The sequence below is a fragment of the Actinosynnema pretiosum genome, from assembly GCF_024171695.1.
Taxonomy (GTDB): domain Bacteria; phylum Actinomycetota; class Actinomycetes; order Mycobacteriales; family Pseudonocardiaceae; genus Actinosynnema; species Actinosynnema pretiosum.
On sequence record NZ_JAMTCF010000004.1, the window covers coordinates 333,903 to 350,345 of the forward strand.

Annotated in this window: 14 protein-coding genes; 6 read left to right on the forward strand and 8 right to left on the reverse strand. The window is 72.3% G+C overall.

Annotated elements, in window-relative coordinates; genetic code table 11:
• Positions 1–3 precede the first annotated feature (3 nt).
• Together LV78_RS10645 and LV78_RS10650 are read right to left on the reverse strand one after the other, a co-directional pair.
• Positions 4–1,257, reverse strand: a complete 1,254-nt coding sequence (locus LV78_RS10645; RefSeq protein ID WP_253844677.1) for a multidrug effflux MFS transporter — start codon at positions 1,255–1,257, stop codon at positions 4–6.
• A 370-nt stretch (positions 1,258–1,627) separates the two neighbouring features.
• Entirely contained in the window at positions 1,628–2,524 is an 897-nt protein-coding gene (locus LV78_RS10650) for an Lrp/AsnC family transcriptional regulator (protein WP_253844678.1), read from the reverse strand.
• A 238-nt stretch (positions 2,525–2,762) separates the two neighbouring features.
• Here LV78_RS10650 and dnaE point away from each other — a divergent pair, with 238 nt between their 5' ends.
• Together dnaE and LV78_RS10660 are read left to right on the forward strand one after the other, a co-directional pair.
• Complete coding sequence (gene dnaE, locus LV78_RS10655; RefSeq protein ID WP_253844679.1) at positions 2,763–6,293, forward strand: DNA polymerase III subunit alpha; 3,531 nt, start codon at positions 2,763–2,765, stop codon at positions 6,291–6,293.
• A gap of 488 nt (positions 6,294–6,781) precedes the next feature.
• Positions 6,782–8,053, forward strand: a complete 1,272-nt coding sequence (locus tag LV78_RS10660; protein ID WP_253844680.1) for an adenosylmethionine--8-amino-7-oxononanoate transaminase — start codon at positions 6,782–6,784, stop codon at positions 8,051–8,053.
• Here the strand turns inward: LV78_RS10660 and LV78_RS10665 are convergent.
• Together LV78_RS10665 and LV78_RS10670 are read right to left on the reverse strand one after the other, a co-directional pair.
• Positions 8,033–8,695 (reverse strand): hypothetical protein, encoded by a 663-nt coding sequence (locus LV78_RS10665; protein WP_253844681.1) that lies wholly within the window; start codon positions 8,693–8,695, stop codon positions 8,033–8,035. The two genes, LV78_RS10660 and LV78_RS10665, sit on opposite strands and share 21 nt — an antisense overlap.
• A gap of 5 nt (positions 8,696–8,700) precedes the next feature.
• Entirely contained in the window at positions 8,701–8,946 is a 246-nt protein-coding gene (locus tag LV78_RS10670) for a glutaredoxin family protein (RefSeq protein WP_253844682.1), read from the reverse strand.
• A gap of 60 nt (positions 8,947–9,006) precedes the next feature.
• Between LV78_RS10670 and bioD the strand changes: the two genes are divergently transcribed.
• The 4 genes from bioD to LV78_RS41535 all read left to right on the forward strand — a co-directional run bounded on the left by bioD (position 9,007) and on the right by LV78_RS41535 (position 12,369).
• Positions 9,007–9,723 (forward strand): dethiobiotin synthase, encoded by a 717-nt coding sequence (gene bioD, locus LV78_RS10675; protein ID WP_253844683.1) that lies wholly within the window; start codon positions 9,007–9,009, stop codon positions 9,721–9,723.
• An 84-nt stretch (positions 9,724–9,807) separates the two neighbouring features.
• Positions 9,808–10,860 (forward strand): biotin synthase BioB, encoded by a 1,053-nt coding sequence (gene bioB / locus LV78_RS10680; protein ID WP_253844684.1) that lies wholly within the window; start codon positions 9,808–9,810, stop codon positions 10,858–10,860.
• Positions 10,857–11,054, forward strand: coding sequence for a biotin synthase auxiliary protein BsaP (gene bsaP / locus LV78_RS10685; protein ID WP_253844685.1), 198 nt, complete (start codon positions 10,857–10,859; stop codon positions 11,052–11,054). Before bioB ends, bsaP begins: the two co-directional genes overlap by 4 nt.
• Positions 11,055–11,145: 91 nt before the next feature.
• Entirely contained in the window at positions 11,146–12,369 is a 1,224-nt protein-coding gene (locus LV78_RS41535; protein ID WP_253844686.1) for a DUF2567 domain-containing protein, read from the forward strand.
• A gap of 44 nt (positions 12,370–12,413) precedes the next feature.
• Here LV78_RS41535 and LV78_RS10695 read toward each other — a convergent pair whose 3' ends face one another.
• From LV78_RS10695 to LV78_RS10710, 4 genes are all read right to left on the reverse strand, one after another.
• Positions 12,414–13,169 carry a putative hydro-lyase gene (locus tag LV78_RS10695; RefSeq protein WP_253844687.1) on the reverse strand — a complete coding sequence of 252 codons (756 nt, stop codon included), beginning with the start codon at positions 13,167–13,169 and terminating at the stop codon, positions 12,414–12,416.
• Positions 13,166–14,437: an MFS transporter gene (locus LV78_RS10700; protein ID WP_253844688.1), complete on the reverse strand. Its 1,272-nt coding sequence runs from the start codon at positions 14,435–14,437 to the stop codon at positions 13,166–13,168. Before LV78_RS10700 ends, LV78_RS10695 begins: the two co-directional genes overlap by 4 nt.
• A gap of 622 nt (positions 14,438–15,059) precedes the next feature.
• Positions 15,060–15,740 carry an LON peptidase substrate-binding domain-containing protein gene (locus LV78_RS10705; RefSeq protein WP_253844689.1) on the reverse strand — a complete coding sequence of 227 codons (681 nt, stop codon included), beginning with the start codon at positions 15,738–15,740 and terminating at the stop codon, positions 15,060–15,062.
• A complete protein-coding gene (locus tag LV78_RS10710) occupies positions 15,737–16,426 on the reverse strand; it encodes an NUDIX hydrolase (RefSeq protein ID WP_308208699.1) in 690 nt (229 codons plus the stop codon). Before LV78_RS10710 ends, LV78_RS10705 begins: the two co-directional genes overlap by 4 nt.
• Between the last annotated feature and the right edge of the window lie 17 nt (positions 16,427–16,443).

Genomic DNA, 16,443 nt, shown 5'->3' on the forward strand with positions numbered 1-16,443 from the left:
GGACTAGACCGCCGAACCGGCAGGAGCCTGAGCGGGCTCGACCACCTCGGGCTCGTCCTTCGTGATGCCCTTGTCGCCCCTGGTCAGCACCAGGAACGAGGTCAGCGCCAGCGCCGTGCAGGCCGCCATGACCAGTGCCAGCGGCAGCACGCTGCTCGAACCGCCCGCGCCCACGACCGGCGCCATCAGGCCGCCCATCAGGAACTGCGACACGCCCAGCAGCGCCGACGAGCTGCCCGCCGCCTCCGGGTGCCTGGCCATCGCCAGGGTCGCCGCGTTCGGCATCAGCAGGCCGATGCTGCACGTGACCAGGAACAGCGGCACCAGGAACGTCACCAGGCCACCGCCCACCAGGCCCGCGACGACCAGGGCGATCCCGGCCGCCACCGCCGTGCTCAGGCCGATCCGCAGCAGGCCCCTGGGCATGATCCGCCCGGTCAGCGCGGTGTTGATGACGCCCGCGATGAAGATGCCGCCCGAGTTCAGCGCGAACACCAGGCTGAACTCCTGCGGGGACAGGCCGAACACGCCCTGCAGCACGAACGACGAGCCGGAGACGTAGCCGAAGATCGCGCCGAGCGCGAAGGCCGACGCCAGCACGTAGCCGACGAACACCCGGTCGGTCAGCAGGCCGCCGAACACCCGGAGCGTGCCGCCCAGGTCCAGCGGGCGGCGCTTCTCCGGCGGCAGGGTCTCCTTCAGGCCGACGGCCATCAGCACCAGCAGCACCACCGCGACGACCGCGAGCACGACGAACGTCGCGCGCCACGACGCGTAGCGCAGCACCTGCCCGCCCAGCACCGGCGCGAGCATCGGGCCGAGGCCGTTGACCAGCATGATCAGCGACATGAACTTCGCCATCGCCAGCCCGGAGAACCGGTCGCGGGCGACGGCCATGGCCACCACGAAGCCTGCGGCGACGCCGAGGCCCTGGAGCAGCCGGAACGCGGCCAGCGCGGTCGCGGTCGGCGCCAGCGCGCACACCAGCGACAGCACCACGTACGAGCCGATGCCGAACAGCAGCGGCTTGCGCCTGCCGATCGAGTCCGACAGCGGGCCGATCAGCAGCTGGCCGACGGACAGGCCGATGATGAACGTCGTCAGCGACAGCTGGATCTGCGACTCGCCCGCCCCGAACTCCTTCGCCATGTCGGGGAAGGCGGGCAGGTAGGCGTCGATGGACAGCGGGCCGAGGCAGCACAGCACGCCCAGCAGGGCGACGAGCTTCCCACGTCCTTGCACAGCGGTGACCCCCATGGTTCTTCGACAGTCGTCGGTCTTGTGTCTCTCGAGGCTTTGCGGGACGACGGTGTCCAAGGAGGTGGATCTCGACCCCACGGCGCAGGTGCCTGGCGGGGTGAGCCGCCGGTGGTGGACAACGCGGGGGAAGCCGCTCTGCTTCCCGGTTCGGCCCTCGAATTTCGGGGGTCCGCCGTTCCGGCGCGCGCGAGCGCCTCCGGTCGCAAAACACGGCGCGGGTGGATGCGGGGGAGAACCACCAGGTCGAACGGCTGGAGCGGGCCCGGAACGAGGTTATCGCCGGGGTCGCGAACCGATCGGGTGGAGTGGACCCGCCGACCGGGTGAGCGGGCTCACGCTCTGGGGCGGGAGCGGCGCGTGGGCCGGGTCAGTCCTCGACGGTCCACACGAGCGTGTTCAGGTCGGCCTCGGGTCGCACGCTCCAGCGCACGGACGTGACCACCGTGCTCTCCGGCAGCACGTACACGGTGTGGCCGCCCGCCGTCTCGCCCGGCTGCACGCCGATCTTGTGCGGCGGCCGGGACGACAGCGACACCGGGGCCTTCGCCACGCTCTCGCCGGTGCTGGTGGTCAGCACCAGGTACATGTCGGGCAGCGCGTTGAACGGCACGTTCCCGGTGTTCGCCAGCTCCGTGTGCACCACGACGGCCCGCTCGCCCTCGGCCAGCTTGTAGCCGGCGGCGGTGAACAGGAAGTCGGCCGGGTCGACGACCTCGACCAGCTGGATCGTGAACCGGGCGCCCTCCAGGCCCTCGGTCTCCAGGACGCTGCCGATCTTGCCGGTGCGGGCCCTCGGCGCGGCGGGCTGCTGGTCGCCGCGCGCCCACCCGGCCGTCTGCGGCGGGCCCCACGGGTTCGCCTCCTGCACCGGGAGCGGTCCCGACGGCAGCGGCTGCGCGGGGAAGGGCTGGCTCGGCGGGCCGACCACCGGGTGTCCGGGGTAGGAGCCGGACGGGGTGCCCTGGACCGTGCCCGGCAGCGGCAGCGGACCGGAGCCCGGCTGCGCGTACGGGCCCGGCTGGGGCTGCGGCTGACCGGCGTAGCTGCCCCACGCCATGCTGTTGGCCAGCGCCTTGCGGATGCCGTTCGGGTCGCACTCCACGCCCACCAGGAGCGGCAGCCCGCTGCCGGACAGGGTGATCAACCGCATGGCGGCTTCCCTGGGGTCCATGCCCAGCCGCGCGGCCACCTCGTGCACGGCGGCGCGGCCCATCTCCGCGATCATGGCGAGGAGGCGGGCGTCTACTGGATCAGGGGCAACCACGCCCACGAACGCTACCCGCCTGGCAGCGCGCCCGCGTGAGTGCCCCGTCGCTGTGACCGGGTCGCGACCTGCGCCGGTGGCCCGGTCGGCGCGCGCGGCGGCCCCGCTCCGGAACCGCCGGTGTGACGCTCCCGCGTTCGGCGCGGGCGGACGGCCCACCACCCGCTCGGCGTATAGAGTCGCTGAGGTCTCGCCCGCGCGTCGTCCGGGCCCGCTGCCGATCTTCATAGGGGGTTTGGTGTCCGACTCGTTCGCGCACCTCCACGTGCACACCGAGTACTCGATGCTCGACGGGGCGGCGAAGCTCAAGGACATGTTCGCCGAGTGCGAGCGGCTGGGGATGCCCGCCGCGGCGATCACCGACCACGGCAACATGTACGGCGCCTACGACTTCTTCCGCCAGGCCACCGCCGCGGGCATCAAGCCGGTCATCGGCATCGAGGCGTACCTGGCCCCCGAGTCCCGGTTCAACAAGAAGCGCGTCACCTGGGGCGACCCCGGCCAGAAGGCCGACGACGTGTCCGCCAGCGGCGCCTACACGCACCAGACGATCTGGGCGCGCACCGTCGAGGGCCTGCACAACCTGATGAAGTGCTCCAGCCGCGCCTCCACCGAGGGCCAGCTGGGCAAGTGGCCGCGCATGGACGCCGAGCTGCTCGCCGAGCACTCCAAGGGCCTCATGGCCACCACCGGCTGCCCGTCCGGCGAGGTGCAGACCCGGCTCCGCCTCGGCCACGAGAAGGAGGCCTACGAGGCGGCGGGCAAGTGGCGCGAGATCTACGGCGCCGACAACTTCTTCGTCGAGCTGATGGACCACGGCATCGAGCTGGAGCGCCGGGTCCGCGACGGCCTGGTCGACATCGCCCGCAAGCTCGACATCCCGTTCGTGGTCACCAACGACTCGCACTACACGTACGCCGAGGACCGCGAGGCGCACGAGGCGCTGCTGTGCGTGCAGACCGGCAAGACCCTGCAGGACCCGAGCCGGTTCAAGTTCGACGGCACCGGCTACTACCTGAAGTCCCCGCAGGAGATGTACGCGATCGACTCCTCGGACCCGTGGCAGGAGGGCTGCCGCAACACGCTGCTGGTGGCCGAGAAGGTCGACACGACCGACATGTTCGCCTTCCAGAACCTCATGCCGCGCTACCCCGTCCCGGAGGGCATGACCGAGGCGGACTACTTCCGCGAGCAGGTGTGGGAGGGGATGCGCCGCAGGTTCCCCGGAGGCGTCGACGAGGTCCACACCAAGCAGGTGGAGTTCGAGATCGGCGTCATCCTGCAGATGGGCTTCCCCTCGTACTTCCTGGTCGTCGCGGACTTCATCAACTGGGCCAAGGAGAACGGCATCCGGGTCGGCCCCGGCCGAGGCTCCGCCGCGGGCGCGCTCATCGCCTACGCGATGGGCATCACCGACCTGGACCCGCTGGCGCACGGCCTGATCTTCGAGCGGTTCCTGAACCCGGACCGCGTCAGCCCGCCCGACATCGACATCGACTTCGACGAGCGCAGGCGCGGCGACGTCATCCGGTACGTGACCGACAAGTGGGGCGACGACAAGGTCGCCCAGGTCATCACCTTCGGCACCATCAAGGCGAAGGCGGCCATCAAGGACTCCGCGCGCGTGCTGTACGGCCAGCCCGGCTACGCCGTCGCCGACCGGATCTCCAAGGCCATGCCGCCCGCCGTCATGGGCAAGGACATCCCGCTGTCGGGCATCTTCGACCCGCAGCACAAGCGGTACGCCGAGGCGTCCGAGGTGCGCGGCCTGTACGACACGGACCCGCAGGTCAAGGAGATCATCGACACCGGTCGCGGCCTGGAGGGCCTGATCCGCAACGCGGGCGTGCACGCCTGCGCGGTCATCATGTCCGCCGAACCGCTGATGGACCACATCCCGGTGTGGAAGCGCCCGCAGGACGGCTCGATCATCACGCAGTTCGACTACCCGACCTGCGAGACGCTCGGCCTGCTGAAGATGGACTTCCTGGGCCTGTCGAACCTCACCACGATCGACGACGCGCTCAAGAACATGAAGATCAACGGCAAGGAGCCGGTCGACCTCGACCACCTGGAGCTGACCGACAAGAAGACCTACCAGCTCCTCTCCAAGGGCGAGACCCTGGGCGTGTTCCAGCTGGACGGCGGCCCCATGCGGGACCTGCTGCGCCTGATGCGCCCCGACAACTTCGAGGACATCTCGGCCGTGGGCGCGCTGTACCGCCCCGGCCCCATGGGCGCGAACTCGCACACGAACTACGCGCTGCGCAAGAACAAGCTCCAGGAGATCACGCCGATCCACCCGTCGCTGGCGGAGGCGCTGGAGGACATCCTCGGCACGACCTACGGCCTGATCGTGTACCAGGAGCAGGTCATGGCGATCGCGCAGAAGCTGGCGGGCTACACGCTCGGCCAAGCGGACCTGCTGCGCCGCGCGATGGGCAAGAAGAAGAAGGAGATCCTGGACAAGGAGTTCGCCGGCTTCGAGGCCGGGATGCTGGCCAACGGCTACCCGGCCGACGCGATCAAGACCCTGTGGGAGATCCTCGTCCCGTTCGCCGACTACGCCTTCAACAAGGCGCACTCGGCCGCGTACGGCCTGGTCTCGTACTGGACCGCGTACCTGAAGGCGAACTACCCGGCCGAGTTCATGGCCGCGCTGCTCACCACGAACTCCGACAACAAGGACAAGTCGGCCATCTACCTGGCCGAGTGCCGCCGGATGGGCATCACGGTGCTCCCGCCGGACGTCAACGAGTCCGAGCGCGAGTTCGTCGCGGTCGGCGAGGACATCCGGTTCGGCCTCGGCGCGATCCGCAACGTCGGCGCGAACGTGGTCGACGCGATCATCAAGGCGCGCAAGGAGAAGGGCCGCTTCACCGACTTCTCCGACTTCCTGCGCAAGGTCGACGCCACGGTCTGCAACAAGAAGGTCGTGGAATCGCTGATCAAGGCCGGCGCCTTCGACTCGCTGAACCACCCCCGCAAGGGCCTGCACATGGTGCACGTCGAGGCGGTGGACGCGATCATGCTGACCAAGAAGGAGGAGGCGCGCGGCCAGTTCGACCTGTTCGGCGACGGCGGGGACGACGGCAACGGCAGCGTCTTCGACGTGCGCATCCCCGAGGAGCACTGGGAGTCCAAGCACCAGCTGACCCTGGAGCGGGAGATGCTGGGCCTGTACGTGTCCGGGCACCCGCTCAACGGGGTCGAGCAGGTGCTGGAGTCCTACTCGGACGCGTCCATCGCGCGCATCCTGGAAGGCGACGTCGCGGACGGCACGCAGGTCACGCTCGGCGGCATCCTCGCGTCGGTGACCAGGCGGGTCAACAAGAACGGCGAGCCGTGGGCGTCGGCGATGCTCGAAGACCTGGCCGGTGGCATCGAGGTGCTGTTCTTCCCGAAGAGCTACGTCGTGCACGGCATGTCCGTGGCCGAGGACGCGATCGTGCTGGTGAAGGCGCGCGTGGCGAAGCGGGACGACCGCATCTCCCTGATCGCCAACGACCTGGTGGTGCCGGACCTGGCAGAGCTGGGCAACCAGGCCCTGAGGCTGAAGCTGAACGCGTCGCGCTGCGACCCGAAACTGGTGACCTCGCTGAAGGAAGTCCTGTCGGCACATCCGGGGACGACCGAGGTGCACCTCAACCTGGTGATCAACAGCAGCCGCCAGACCCTGCTGAAGCTGGACGACGCCCTGCGGGTCAACCCGACCCCGTCGCTCAAGGGCGACCTGAAGGCCCTGCTCGGACCGGGCTGCCTGGGCTGACAGCGGCGCGCCCGGCGATCCCCTGCCGGGCGCGCCCCCCGACAGGGAACCGCCGGGGTCACCACTCGCACCCCTGCAAGTCGAACGCACTAGCGGGCTGCGGGGCGAGCGCAGCGAGCCCAAGCAGCCCCACTCCCGCGTCCCTCGTCTCCGTTTGGCCTGGCGCAGCCCGAGCACGCTCGTCAAGATGCCGCCGCACTGCCCGGCAGACCGCACAGTCATCCGGCGTCTTGACGAGTGTGCTTGCCTGAAAGGAGGCCAAACGGAGACGAGGGACCCCGCCCACCGCAGTAGTTGTCCGTAAACCGGACCACCACCCCAACGGTCACCGGTCGGCAGAGCCCGTCCCTCTCGTTTTTGGAGGCCTGCCCCGCTGGCGAGGCGCGCCCTTCAGCTCTTGCCTTTCAGCTTTTGACTTTCCGCTCTTGCCCTTCAGCACTCGCCGCCACCCCCACCCACCCCCGCCCCCTCCACTACCCTCACCCGCCGTGGACCGAGCTGATCTCCTCCGCCTGGACCGGCAGCACGTCTGGCACCCCTACGCCCCCATGCCTGCCACCACCGACCCGCTCGTCGTCACCTCCGCCGAAGGCGTCCGCCTCCGCCTGGACGACGGCCGTGACCTGATCGACGGCATGTCCTCCTGGTGGGCCGCCATCCACGGCTACCGGCACCCCGTCCTCGACGCCGCGATCCGCGACCAGCTCGGCCAAATGAGCCACGTCATGCTCGGCGGCCTCACGCACGAGCCCGCCGTTGCCCTCTGCACCCGACTGGCCGAGATCACCCCGCCCGGACTGGAGCACGTCTTCCTCTCCGACTCCGGCTCGGTCGCCGTCGAGATCGCGGTCAAGATGTGCCTCCAGCACTGGCGCTCCCTGGGCAAGCCGGAGAAGCGCCGCCTGCTCACCTGGCGCGGCGGCTACCACGGGGACACCTTCCACCCCATGTCCGTCTGCGACCCGGACGGCGGGATGCACTCCCTCTGGCGCGGGGTGCTGCCCGAGCAGGTGTTCGCCTCCGCCCCGCCCGCCGCGATGGACACCGCCTACGTCGCCGAGCTGGCCGACCTGGTCGAGCGGCACGCCGACGAGCTCGCCGCCGTCATCGTCGAACCCGTCGTCCAGGGCGCGGGCGGCATGAGGTTCCACGACCCCCGCTACCTGCACGTGCTCCGCGAGCTGACCCTCGCGAACGACGTGCTCCTCGTCTTCGACGAGATCGCCACCGGCTTCGGCCGCACCGGCGAGCTGTTCGCCGCCGACCACGCGGGCGTCAGCCCGGACGTGATGTGCGTCGGCAAGGCCCTGACCGGCGGTTACCTCTCCCAGGCCGCGACCCTGTGCACCCCGCGCGTCGCCGAGGGCATCGCGCGCGGCGACGTCCCGTTGCTCGCGCACGGCCCCACGTTCACGGGCAACCCGCTCGCCTCCGCAGCCGCCCTCGCCTCGACCGACCTGCTGCTCTCCCGCGACTGGCGCGCGGAGGTGGCGGGCATCGAGTCCGGCCTGCGCGAGGGCCTGGCGGGCGCACCCGGTCAGGTCCGGGTGCTGGGCGCGATCGGCGTGGTGCAGCTGGACCACGAGGTGGACGTGGCCGCCGCCACCGCCGCCGCCGTCGAGCGCGGGGTGTGGCTGCGGCCGTTCCGCGACCTCGTCTACACCATGCCGCCGTTCGTCTGCTCCGATCAGGACGTCGCCGACATCGCCGCCGCCGTGGTCGCGGCGGCCGAGGCGTCCTCACTGGCGCAGCAGCGTTGACCCCCACACCAGCAGCAGCACCGAGTACCCGATCAGCAGCCACCCCAGCAGCCGGTTCCCGCCGTCGCCCCCGCCGAACGCCCTGGCCCGCGCCGAGAACCGCGCCGTGACCGCCGCCACCAGCGCGACCACGGCCAGCGCCAGCGGGGCCAGCAGCACGCCCCAGGCCCCCGCGAACACCCCGCCGAAGTAGTCCACCGGCAGCGGCACGTCCGACCACCCGCTGACCGGGGCCATCAGCACCGCGACGGAACCCCACACCCAGGTCGCGCGCCGCCACTGCCGCGCCCGCTCCGGTCCGCCGGACCGCCCCACCAGGAGCGCGATCCCGCCCACGGCGAACGCGGCGCCCGCGAACAGCCAGCCCACCACCGTGGACACCACCGGGATCGGGGCCACGACCTCACCCACCAGCGGGACCACGTGCGACCACAGAACGTAGTGGCAGAGCACGCCCAGCGGGATCGCGCCGAGCACCACCCCCACCTGCTTGCCGTCGCTGAGCCGCTCGAACCACGACCGCTCCCGCACGGCGGTCTCCGGCGTCCGCCCGGTGAGCCACGCCTTGTCGCGCACCCGCTGCCCCTGCCACTGCCCCTGCTCCCGCCGCTGCCGCCGCCTGCGGCGCGACCCCCTGCCCACCGCCGTCAGCCCTCGACCGCTATGGCGGAGGCCAACTGGGTGTTGGTGGGCTCCACCAGCACCGTCCCGTCCGCCAGCACGACCACCGGGATGTTCTTGCGCCCGCCCGCGATCTCCACGGCCCGCTCGCGCGCCACCTCGTCGTGCTCGACGTCGACCTCGGTGAACGGAACCCCGTTCTCCCTGAACCACGCCTTGGCCCGGCGGCAGTCGCCGCACCAGTCGGCGCTGTAAACCACGATTTCACCCATGCCGGTGACTGTAGAACGCCACTCACGGCAACGCTGCGTGTCGTCGTAGTGTGGGGGGCCGTGAGCGTCCTCGTGATCACCGGCACGGGCACCGACGTCGGCAAGACCGTGGTCGTGGCCGCGCTGGCGGCGATCGCGGCAGCCGAAGGCCGTCGGGTGGCCGTCCTCAAGCCGGTGCAGACCGGCGTCCTGCCCGGCGAACCGGGTGACCTGGCGGAGGTCCAGCGGATGGCGGGCCCCGTCACCACCCGTGAGCTGCGCCGCTACCCCGACCCGCTGTCCCCGGCCGCCGCGGCCCGCCGCTCCGGCCTGCCCACCGCGCACCCGGCCGAGATCGCAGGCGCGGCCACCGCGCTGGACGACGCACACGACCTGGTGATCGTCGAGGGCGCGGGCGGCCTGCTCGTGCCGCTCGACGACCGGGGCGCCACCCTCGCCGACGCGGCCTGGGCGCTGCACGCCCCCGTGCTCGTCGTCGCCCACGCCGAGCTCGGCACCCTCAACACCACCGCCCTCACCGCCGAGGTGCTGGTGCGGCGCGGCCTCGAGTCGATCGGCGTGGTCATCGGCCGCTGGCCCGAGCACCCCGACCTGGCCGCCCGGTGCAACCTCGTCGACCTGCCCGAGGTCGCGGGAGCCCCGCTGCTGGGCGCGCTGCCGGACGGGGCGGGCGCGCTCACCGGCTCGGAGTTCCTGGAGGTCGCGCGCGCCGGGCTGTCCCCGTGGTTCGGCGGCACGTTCGACCCGGACAAGTTCTCCGCCCCGCACACCTGCTGACACGCCCGCCGCGCTCTGCCACTCAGCGGGGTTGCTCGGGCACACTCGGTGACCGACGGCGCGAGTCGACCCCGAGGAGAAGTCGTGACGGCAGCCCCCGAGCAGGCGCAGACCACCCCGGACTCCGGGACCGACCAGGCCGGTGACGTGCTCGCCGAGGCCGGGGAGCGGGTGCTGGAGGGCGGCGTCGGACTCACCGAGGAGCAGGTCCGGCGGGTGCTCGCCCTGCCCGACGAGCGCATCCCCGAACTCCTCTCGCTCGCCCACGAGGTCCGCGTGCGCTGGTGCGGGCCCGAGGTCGAGGTGGAGGGCATCGTGTCCCTCAAGACCGGCGGCTGCCCCGAGGACTGCCACTTCTGCTCCCAGTCCGGCCGGTTCCCCTCGCCGGTGCGCTCCGCCTGGCTGGACGTGCCCGGCCTGGTCCGCGCGGCCAGGCAGACCGCCGAGACCGGGGCCACCGAGTTCTGCGTCGTCGCGGCCGTGCGGGGGCCTGACGCGCGGCTGATGTCGCAGGTCCGCGCCGGGATCGAGGCCATCCGCGCCGACGGCAACCCCATCCAGATCGCCTGCTCGCTCGGGATGCTCACCCAGGCGCAGGTGGACGAGCTGGTCGCGATGGGCGTGCACCGCTACAACCACAACCTGGAGACCGCCCGATCGCACTTCCCGAACGTGGTCACCACGCACTCCTGGGAGGAGCGCCGGGACACCCTGCGGATGGTCCGCGCGGCGGGCATGGAGGTGTGCTGCGGCGGGATCATCGGCATGGGGGAGACCCCGGCGCAGCGGGCCGAGTTCGCCGTCCAGCTCGCCGCCCTCGAACCCGACGAGGTGCCGCTCAACTTCCTCATCCCCAACCCCGGCACCCCGTACGAGGACTACCCGGTGGTGGAGGGGCCCGAGGCGCTGCGGGTGGTCGGGGCGTTCCGGTTGGCGCTGCCGCGCACGGTCCTGCGGTTCGCTGGCGGGCGGGAGCTGACGTTCGGCGACCTCGGGGCTAAGCGGGGGATGCTCGGCGGGATCAACGCGATCATCGTCGGGAACTACCTGACCAACCTCGGGCGGCCCGCGCAGGAGGACCTGGACATGCTGGCCGAGCTGGCCATGCCGATCAAGGAGTTGAACAAGACCCTGTGAGCGCGGGCGAGGAGTACTGCGGGCACTGCGGCCACGCTCGGGACGCGGCCGACCACGGCGCGTGCGCGCGACGGCTCGGGGTGGTCGACCCTCCCCGGTTCTGCTCGGCGTGCGCGCGGCGGATGGTCGTGCAGGTGACACCCGGAGGGTGGACGGCCTCGTGCGGCAGGCACGGCGAGGTGCGGTCGGCCTGACCGGCGGCGCCCGCGCGCGCCCCGCGACCGTCGGGTGGTCGCGGGGCGCGCGGTAACCTCCTGCCGACGGTCGGGCGCAGGGAGGTCTCGGGTGGCTGAGCAACCGGTTGACGGGCAGGGCGGGTCGGACGGCTCGTCGACCTCGGCCCCGGCCGGGCGCGCCGAGGCCGGGTGGCCCCGGCGCGACGAGGCGACCACGAGGATCAGCAAGGCGGCGCTGGGCGGGGCGGACGAGAAGACCGCCGTGCTGGCGAAGCCGGTCGTGGGGAAGTCCACTCCGGTCAAGCCCGCTGACGCCGCGCCCGCCCCCGAACCTGCGGTGGCCGACTCCAAGGCCGTGGAGCCCGAGCCGGTGAAGCCCGAGGCCGTGAAGCCCGAGCCGGTGGAGCCCAAGGCCGCGAACCCCGAAGCCGCGAACCCCGAAGCCGTGAAGTCCGAAGCGGTGAAGCCCGAGCCCGCCGACTCCGAGCCCACAAACTCCAAGTCCACCGCCCCCGAGTCCGCCGACTCCAAGCCCTCCGTCCCCGAGTCCGCCGATGCCGTGAAGCCCCCGGCGTCGAAGGCCGACGAGAGCACCCAGGCCGCCCTCACCCCCGTCACCGACGAGCCCGAGCCCGCCCCCTCGTCCTCGCCCGAGGCCGTCGTCGTGGCCGCGCACGTCGCCGCGCCCGCCCCCGTCGTCGACACCGAGCCCGCGACCGAGCGGGTCGCCCGGCCCGACACCCTCGACGGGTACGACCGGCAGCCCCCGGCCGAGTCCTGGGTGGGCGCCCCCGTGCACGTCCTGCACGCCTTCCACCGCGACCGGCCGAAGGTCGTGGTGCAGCGGGACATCCCGTCCGCGATCAAGGTGTTCTCCACGACCTCCCTCCTCGGCCTGCCGATCGGCCTGCTGTGGGCGTGGCTCGCGCCCGCGCAGAACGCCGTCGTCCAGTCCGGCGGGTTCGTCCCGGTGCCCGGCGAGAGCTACCACCGGCTCGACTCGCTGATGGTGTTCGTGCTGCTCGGCCTGGCCGCAGGCGTCCTCACCGGCACCGGGTCGTGGATGATGCGGGAACTGCGCGGCCCCGTGGTCATGCTGGCCGCGACGGTCGGGTCGGTGCTGGCCGCGTTCCTGGCGTTCCGGGTCGGCGCGCCCCTCTCGACCTGGCACTACGAGCTGGCGTCCGCCCCCGTCGTCGGCGAGGTGATCAGGCTCGCCCCCTCGTTGGACAGCGCGTGGGGGATCGTGGCCTGGCCGCTCGGCACCGCGCTCGCGTACGGCTGCCTCGCCGCCTGGAACGGCATGGACGACCTGGGGCGCAGGCTCGCCTGAGCCCACGCCCCACGCCTCACCCCCCACGTCCCGCGCCCCACGCCTCACACCGCGTAGACGTGGTCCGGCACGTCGGTGACGAGCATGTGCCCCGGCGCGTGCGTGATCGCGAACGGCGGCCGGGACGCCACCAGCGCGGCCTGCGGCGTCACCCCGCAGGCCCAGAACACCGGCACGTCACCCGGCTCGGCCACCACCGGGTCGCCGAAGTCCGGCCGATCCAGGTCGGCGATCCCCAGCGCGGCCGGGTCGCCGACGTGCACCGGGGCGCCGTGCACGGCGGGCATCCGCGCGGTCACCTCGCGCGCCACTCCCACCAACCCCTCCGGGACCTGCCGCATCGACACCACCAGCGGTCCGCCCAGCCTGCCCGCGTCGCGGCAGCGCCGGTCCGTGGTGAACATGGCGACGTTGCGCCCCTGCTCGACGTGCCGCAGCGGCACGCCCGCCCGCTTCAGCGCCGTCTCGAACGTGAAGCTGCACCCGATCAGGAACGACACCAGGTCGTCCCGCCACCACCGCAGCACGTCGGTCGGCTCCTCGACCGGCTCGCCGTCGCGCCACACCCGGTAGCGCGGCAGGTCGGTGCGCAGGTCGGCGTCCGGGGCCAGCACCGTGCGGTGGTCGCCGGGGTCGGTCACGTCCAGCACCGGGCACGGCTTCGGGTTGCGCTGGGCGAACAGCAGCACGTCGTAGGCCCAGTCGCGCGGCACGGCCACCAGGTTGGCCTGCGCGTACCCGTCGGCCAGCCCGGTGGTGCTGCCGGTCGCGGTCGCCCTGACCCGCGCGGGCGTGCTCACCCCAGCTCCCGGCCGAGCGTCTCCGGCAGGCCGAGCAGGGCCAGCACGGCGATGCCGTAGGCGGCGGCCCCGAACGCCATCGCGCCGCCCACGCCCGCGCTCTCGGCCGCGAACCCGACCGCCGCCGGGAACAGCGCGCCGACCGCCCGCCCCGAGTTGTAGGTGAAGCCCTGGCCGGTGCCGCGCAGGTGCGCCGGGTACAGCTCGGACAGGAACGAGCCGAACCCGCTGAAGATCGCCGACATGCAGAAGCCCAGCGGGAAGCCCAGGAACAGGATCGCGGTGTTCGCGCCCTCCGGGACGCGGGTGTAGAGCAGGATCAGCGCCGCCGACAGCACCGAGAACAGCGCGAACGTGCGCTTGCGGCCGAGCTTGTCGGTCAGGTACCCGCCGGACACGTAGCCGGTGAACGCGCCGGAGATCAGGAACGCCAGGTAGCCGCCGGTGCCGATGACGGTCAGGTCCCGCTCGGACTTCAGGTACGTCGGCAGCCAGGTCGCGAGCGTGTAGTAGCCGCCCTGCACGCCGGTGGCCAGCAGGGAGGCGAACAGGGTCGTGCGGGCCAGCGGGCCGGTGAAGATCGCGCCGAACGAGCCGCGCTCGGCGCTCGCGGTGCGGCGGGCGGTGGCCTCGGGGGCGTCCTGGACGCGGCGGCGGACGTAGACGATCAGCAGGGCGGGCAGCGCGCCGGTGAAGAACAGCACCCGCCAGGCCAGGTCGGGGTGGACCAGCTCGAACACCAGCGCGTAGACCAGCACCGACAGCGCCCAGCCGACCGCCCACGAGCTCTGGATGAACGCCACGGTGCGTCCCCGGTAGCGGGGTTGGCAGTACTCGGCGACCAGGATCGCGCCGACCGCCCACTCGCCGCCGAAGCCGAGGCCCTGCAGGGCGCGGAACACCAGCAGCATCTCGTAGCTGGTCGCGAACCCGCACAGGACGGTGAACACGGCGTAGGTGACGACGGTGATCATCAGGGCGCGGGTGCGGCCGATGCGGTCCGCGAGCACGCCCGCGATGGCCCCGCCGAGCGCGCTGACCACCAGGGTGACCGTGGTGAGCAGGCCCGCCTCGCCCTTGGTGATGCCGAAGTAGGCGGTGATGGCGACCAGGCCCAGCGGGAGGACCTGGAAGTCGTAGGAGTCCAGCCCGTAACCGCCGAACGCGCCGACGAAGGCGCGCCTGCCGCGCTGCCCGAGGGTGCGGTACCAGGCGAACCGGCCGTTCTCGTCGCTGGACGTGGCGCTGTCCGGTGCGGTGGCGCTCATTCTCACCTCGCAGGGGGAGGGGTGTGCCGTGCGCCACACGGTAGGGGATTGTTGAACAATCCCACCAGGATGCTTCGGGGGGTGATGGGAATTCGGGGTGAGGCGGGTTCGGGGGTGTGCGCGCCTGCGCTTGGCCGGACGGGGGGCGCGCGGGGACCGGGAGGCGCGCCACCCGGCCTCGGACTTCTTGCCGCACAACGGGAGCGGTCGTCGCGCCGACGTCATGCGGTGCGCGCCGGGCGACCCGGAAGGCGCGGTGCGCGTGATCGCTCACCGAGGCCGGCGGCGCGGAATCGTTGCCGCCGTTGAGAAACTCATCTCGGAGAGCAGGCGCGCGCCGCCCACACCGGGTTGCTCCGGTCGGCGGATGGGGCATCAGTCCCGCGCCGCCGCCCGAGGCGTTCTCCGGGCGGCGCGAAACCCCTGCGGGGCAACACGAAACCTCTACCGGGCAACCCGAAAACCCTGCGGGCAACCCGAAACCCCCCACGGGAAACTGCGAAACCCCTGCGGGGCGACGAAGTTCCCCACCAATGCCCGCGCTCGCCCCCGTGTCGCGAGGAATCCCGTTGCCGCGCCGTCGGTTCCGGGAAGCGCCGGGCGTGGAACCCCGGCCCCGCCGTCAGTTCCGGCTCGGCGGGTGGCCGAACTCCGACAGCGGCGCGGGCACCGCGCGCAGCGCCGCCAGCAGACCGGCCTCGCGGTGCAGCACCTTGCGCACCAACCTCAGCCGCCGCGCCTCCACGGTCTCCTCCAGCAGCCGCTGCCTGTCCTCCATCGTCATCAGGCAGTCGCTGGCCAACCGGTAGGCCAGGTCGTCGAACATCTCCGGCTCGTGCTCGGGGAACCACTCCTCCTCGAACCGCGCCGCCTCCCGGTAGCGGGCGTGCGCGGCCTGCGCGCTCGCGGCCAGCAGCGGAAGCACCGACTCCAGCTCCGGCGGGGACGGGGTGTCCGGCAGCCACTCCACCTTGCCCACCAGGTACGGCGCCGCGTTCTCCTCGACCTCCAGCAGCCGGAACCTGCTGCCGCCCACCGTGTCCAGGTCGAAGCGGCCGTCCGGGAAGCGGTGCGTGTCCTGGAGGACCGCCGAGCAGCCGATCGCCTGCAGCGCCTGCACGTTCTCCGCGCCGACCTCCCAGCCCTGCTTGATCGACACGACCCCGAAGCTGCGGTCCGGCACGGTGCCGGTCACCAGGTCCACGGTCAACTGGCGGTAGCGCGGCTCGAAGATGTGCAGTGGCAGGGACGCCCCCGGCAGCAGCACGGTGCCGAGCGGGAACAACGGGAGCGTCGACGTCACGGTCCCACGCTACGACCTGAGGGTGGTCGCAGCACGGCGAACGGGTCGGTGACCCGCATTCCCCTTGACGCGAAACGGAAAAGCGCCGCGGGCCTGCCGCCCGCCGGTCCCGGCGGCGAGGTCGCGCCGGTCGGCTCCAGCAGTCCGCGCCGGGACAGCACCCGCTGCAGGTTCGTCGCGGCCACCGGGTAGCCCAGCGCGGCCGAGTACAGCTCGCGCAGCGCGGAGATGGTGAACTCCGGCGGGGCCAGCGCGAACCCGAGGTTGGTGTAGGACAGCTTGGACGCGAGCCGCTGCCTGGCCCGCAGCACGATCGCCTCGTGGTCGAACGCCGTCGGCGGGAGCGCGTCCACCGGGTGCCAGCCGGTGTCGGGCGGCACCGCCGGGTCCACGTCGCACGGCACCAGGCCGAGGAACGCGGTGGCGACCACCCGCTGCCCCGGCGTGCGCCTCGGCGCGCTGAACACCGCCAGCTGCTCCACGTGCGCCAGCTGCCGCGCGTCGACCTTCTCGGCGAGCTGCCGCCGGATCGACCCCTCCACGTCCTCGTCGGAGCCGAGCTTCCCGCCGGGCAGCGACCAGCGCCCCGCCTGCGGCTCCCGCCCCCGCTCCCACAGCATGACCTGGAGTGATCCGGCTCTCACCTGGAGGACGGCGGCGAGCACCTCATGTTCCGCGAGTCCCACCCGATGATACTATCGAC

Excerpts from the sequence above, each read along its gene's own strand:
- LV78_RS10645 (WP_253844677.1), bottom strand. The coding sequence starts at position 1,257 with ATGGGGGTCACCGCTGTGCAAGGACGTGGGAAGCTCGTCGCCCTGCTG.
- LV78_RS10670 (WP_253844682.1), bottom strand. The coding sequence starts at position 8,946 with ATGGGTGAAATCGTGGTTTACAGCGCCGACTGGTGCGGCGACTGCCGC.
- LV78_RS10700 (WP_253844688.1), bottom strand. The coding sequence starts at position 14,437 with ATGAGCGCCACCGCACCGGACAGCGCCACGTCCAGCGACGAGAACGGC.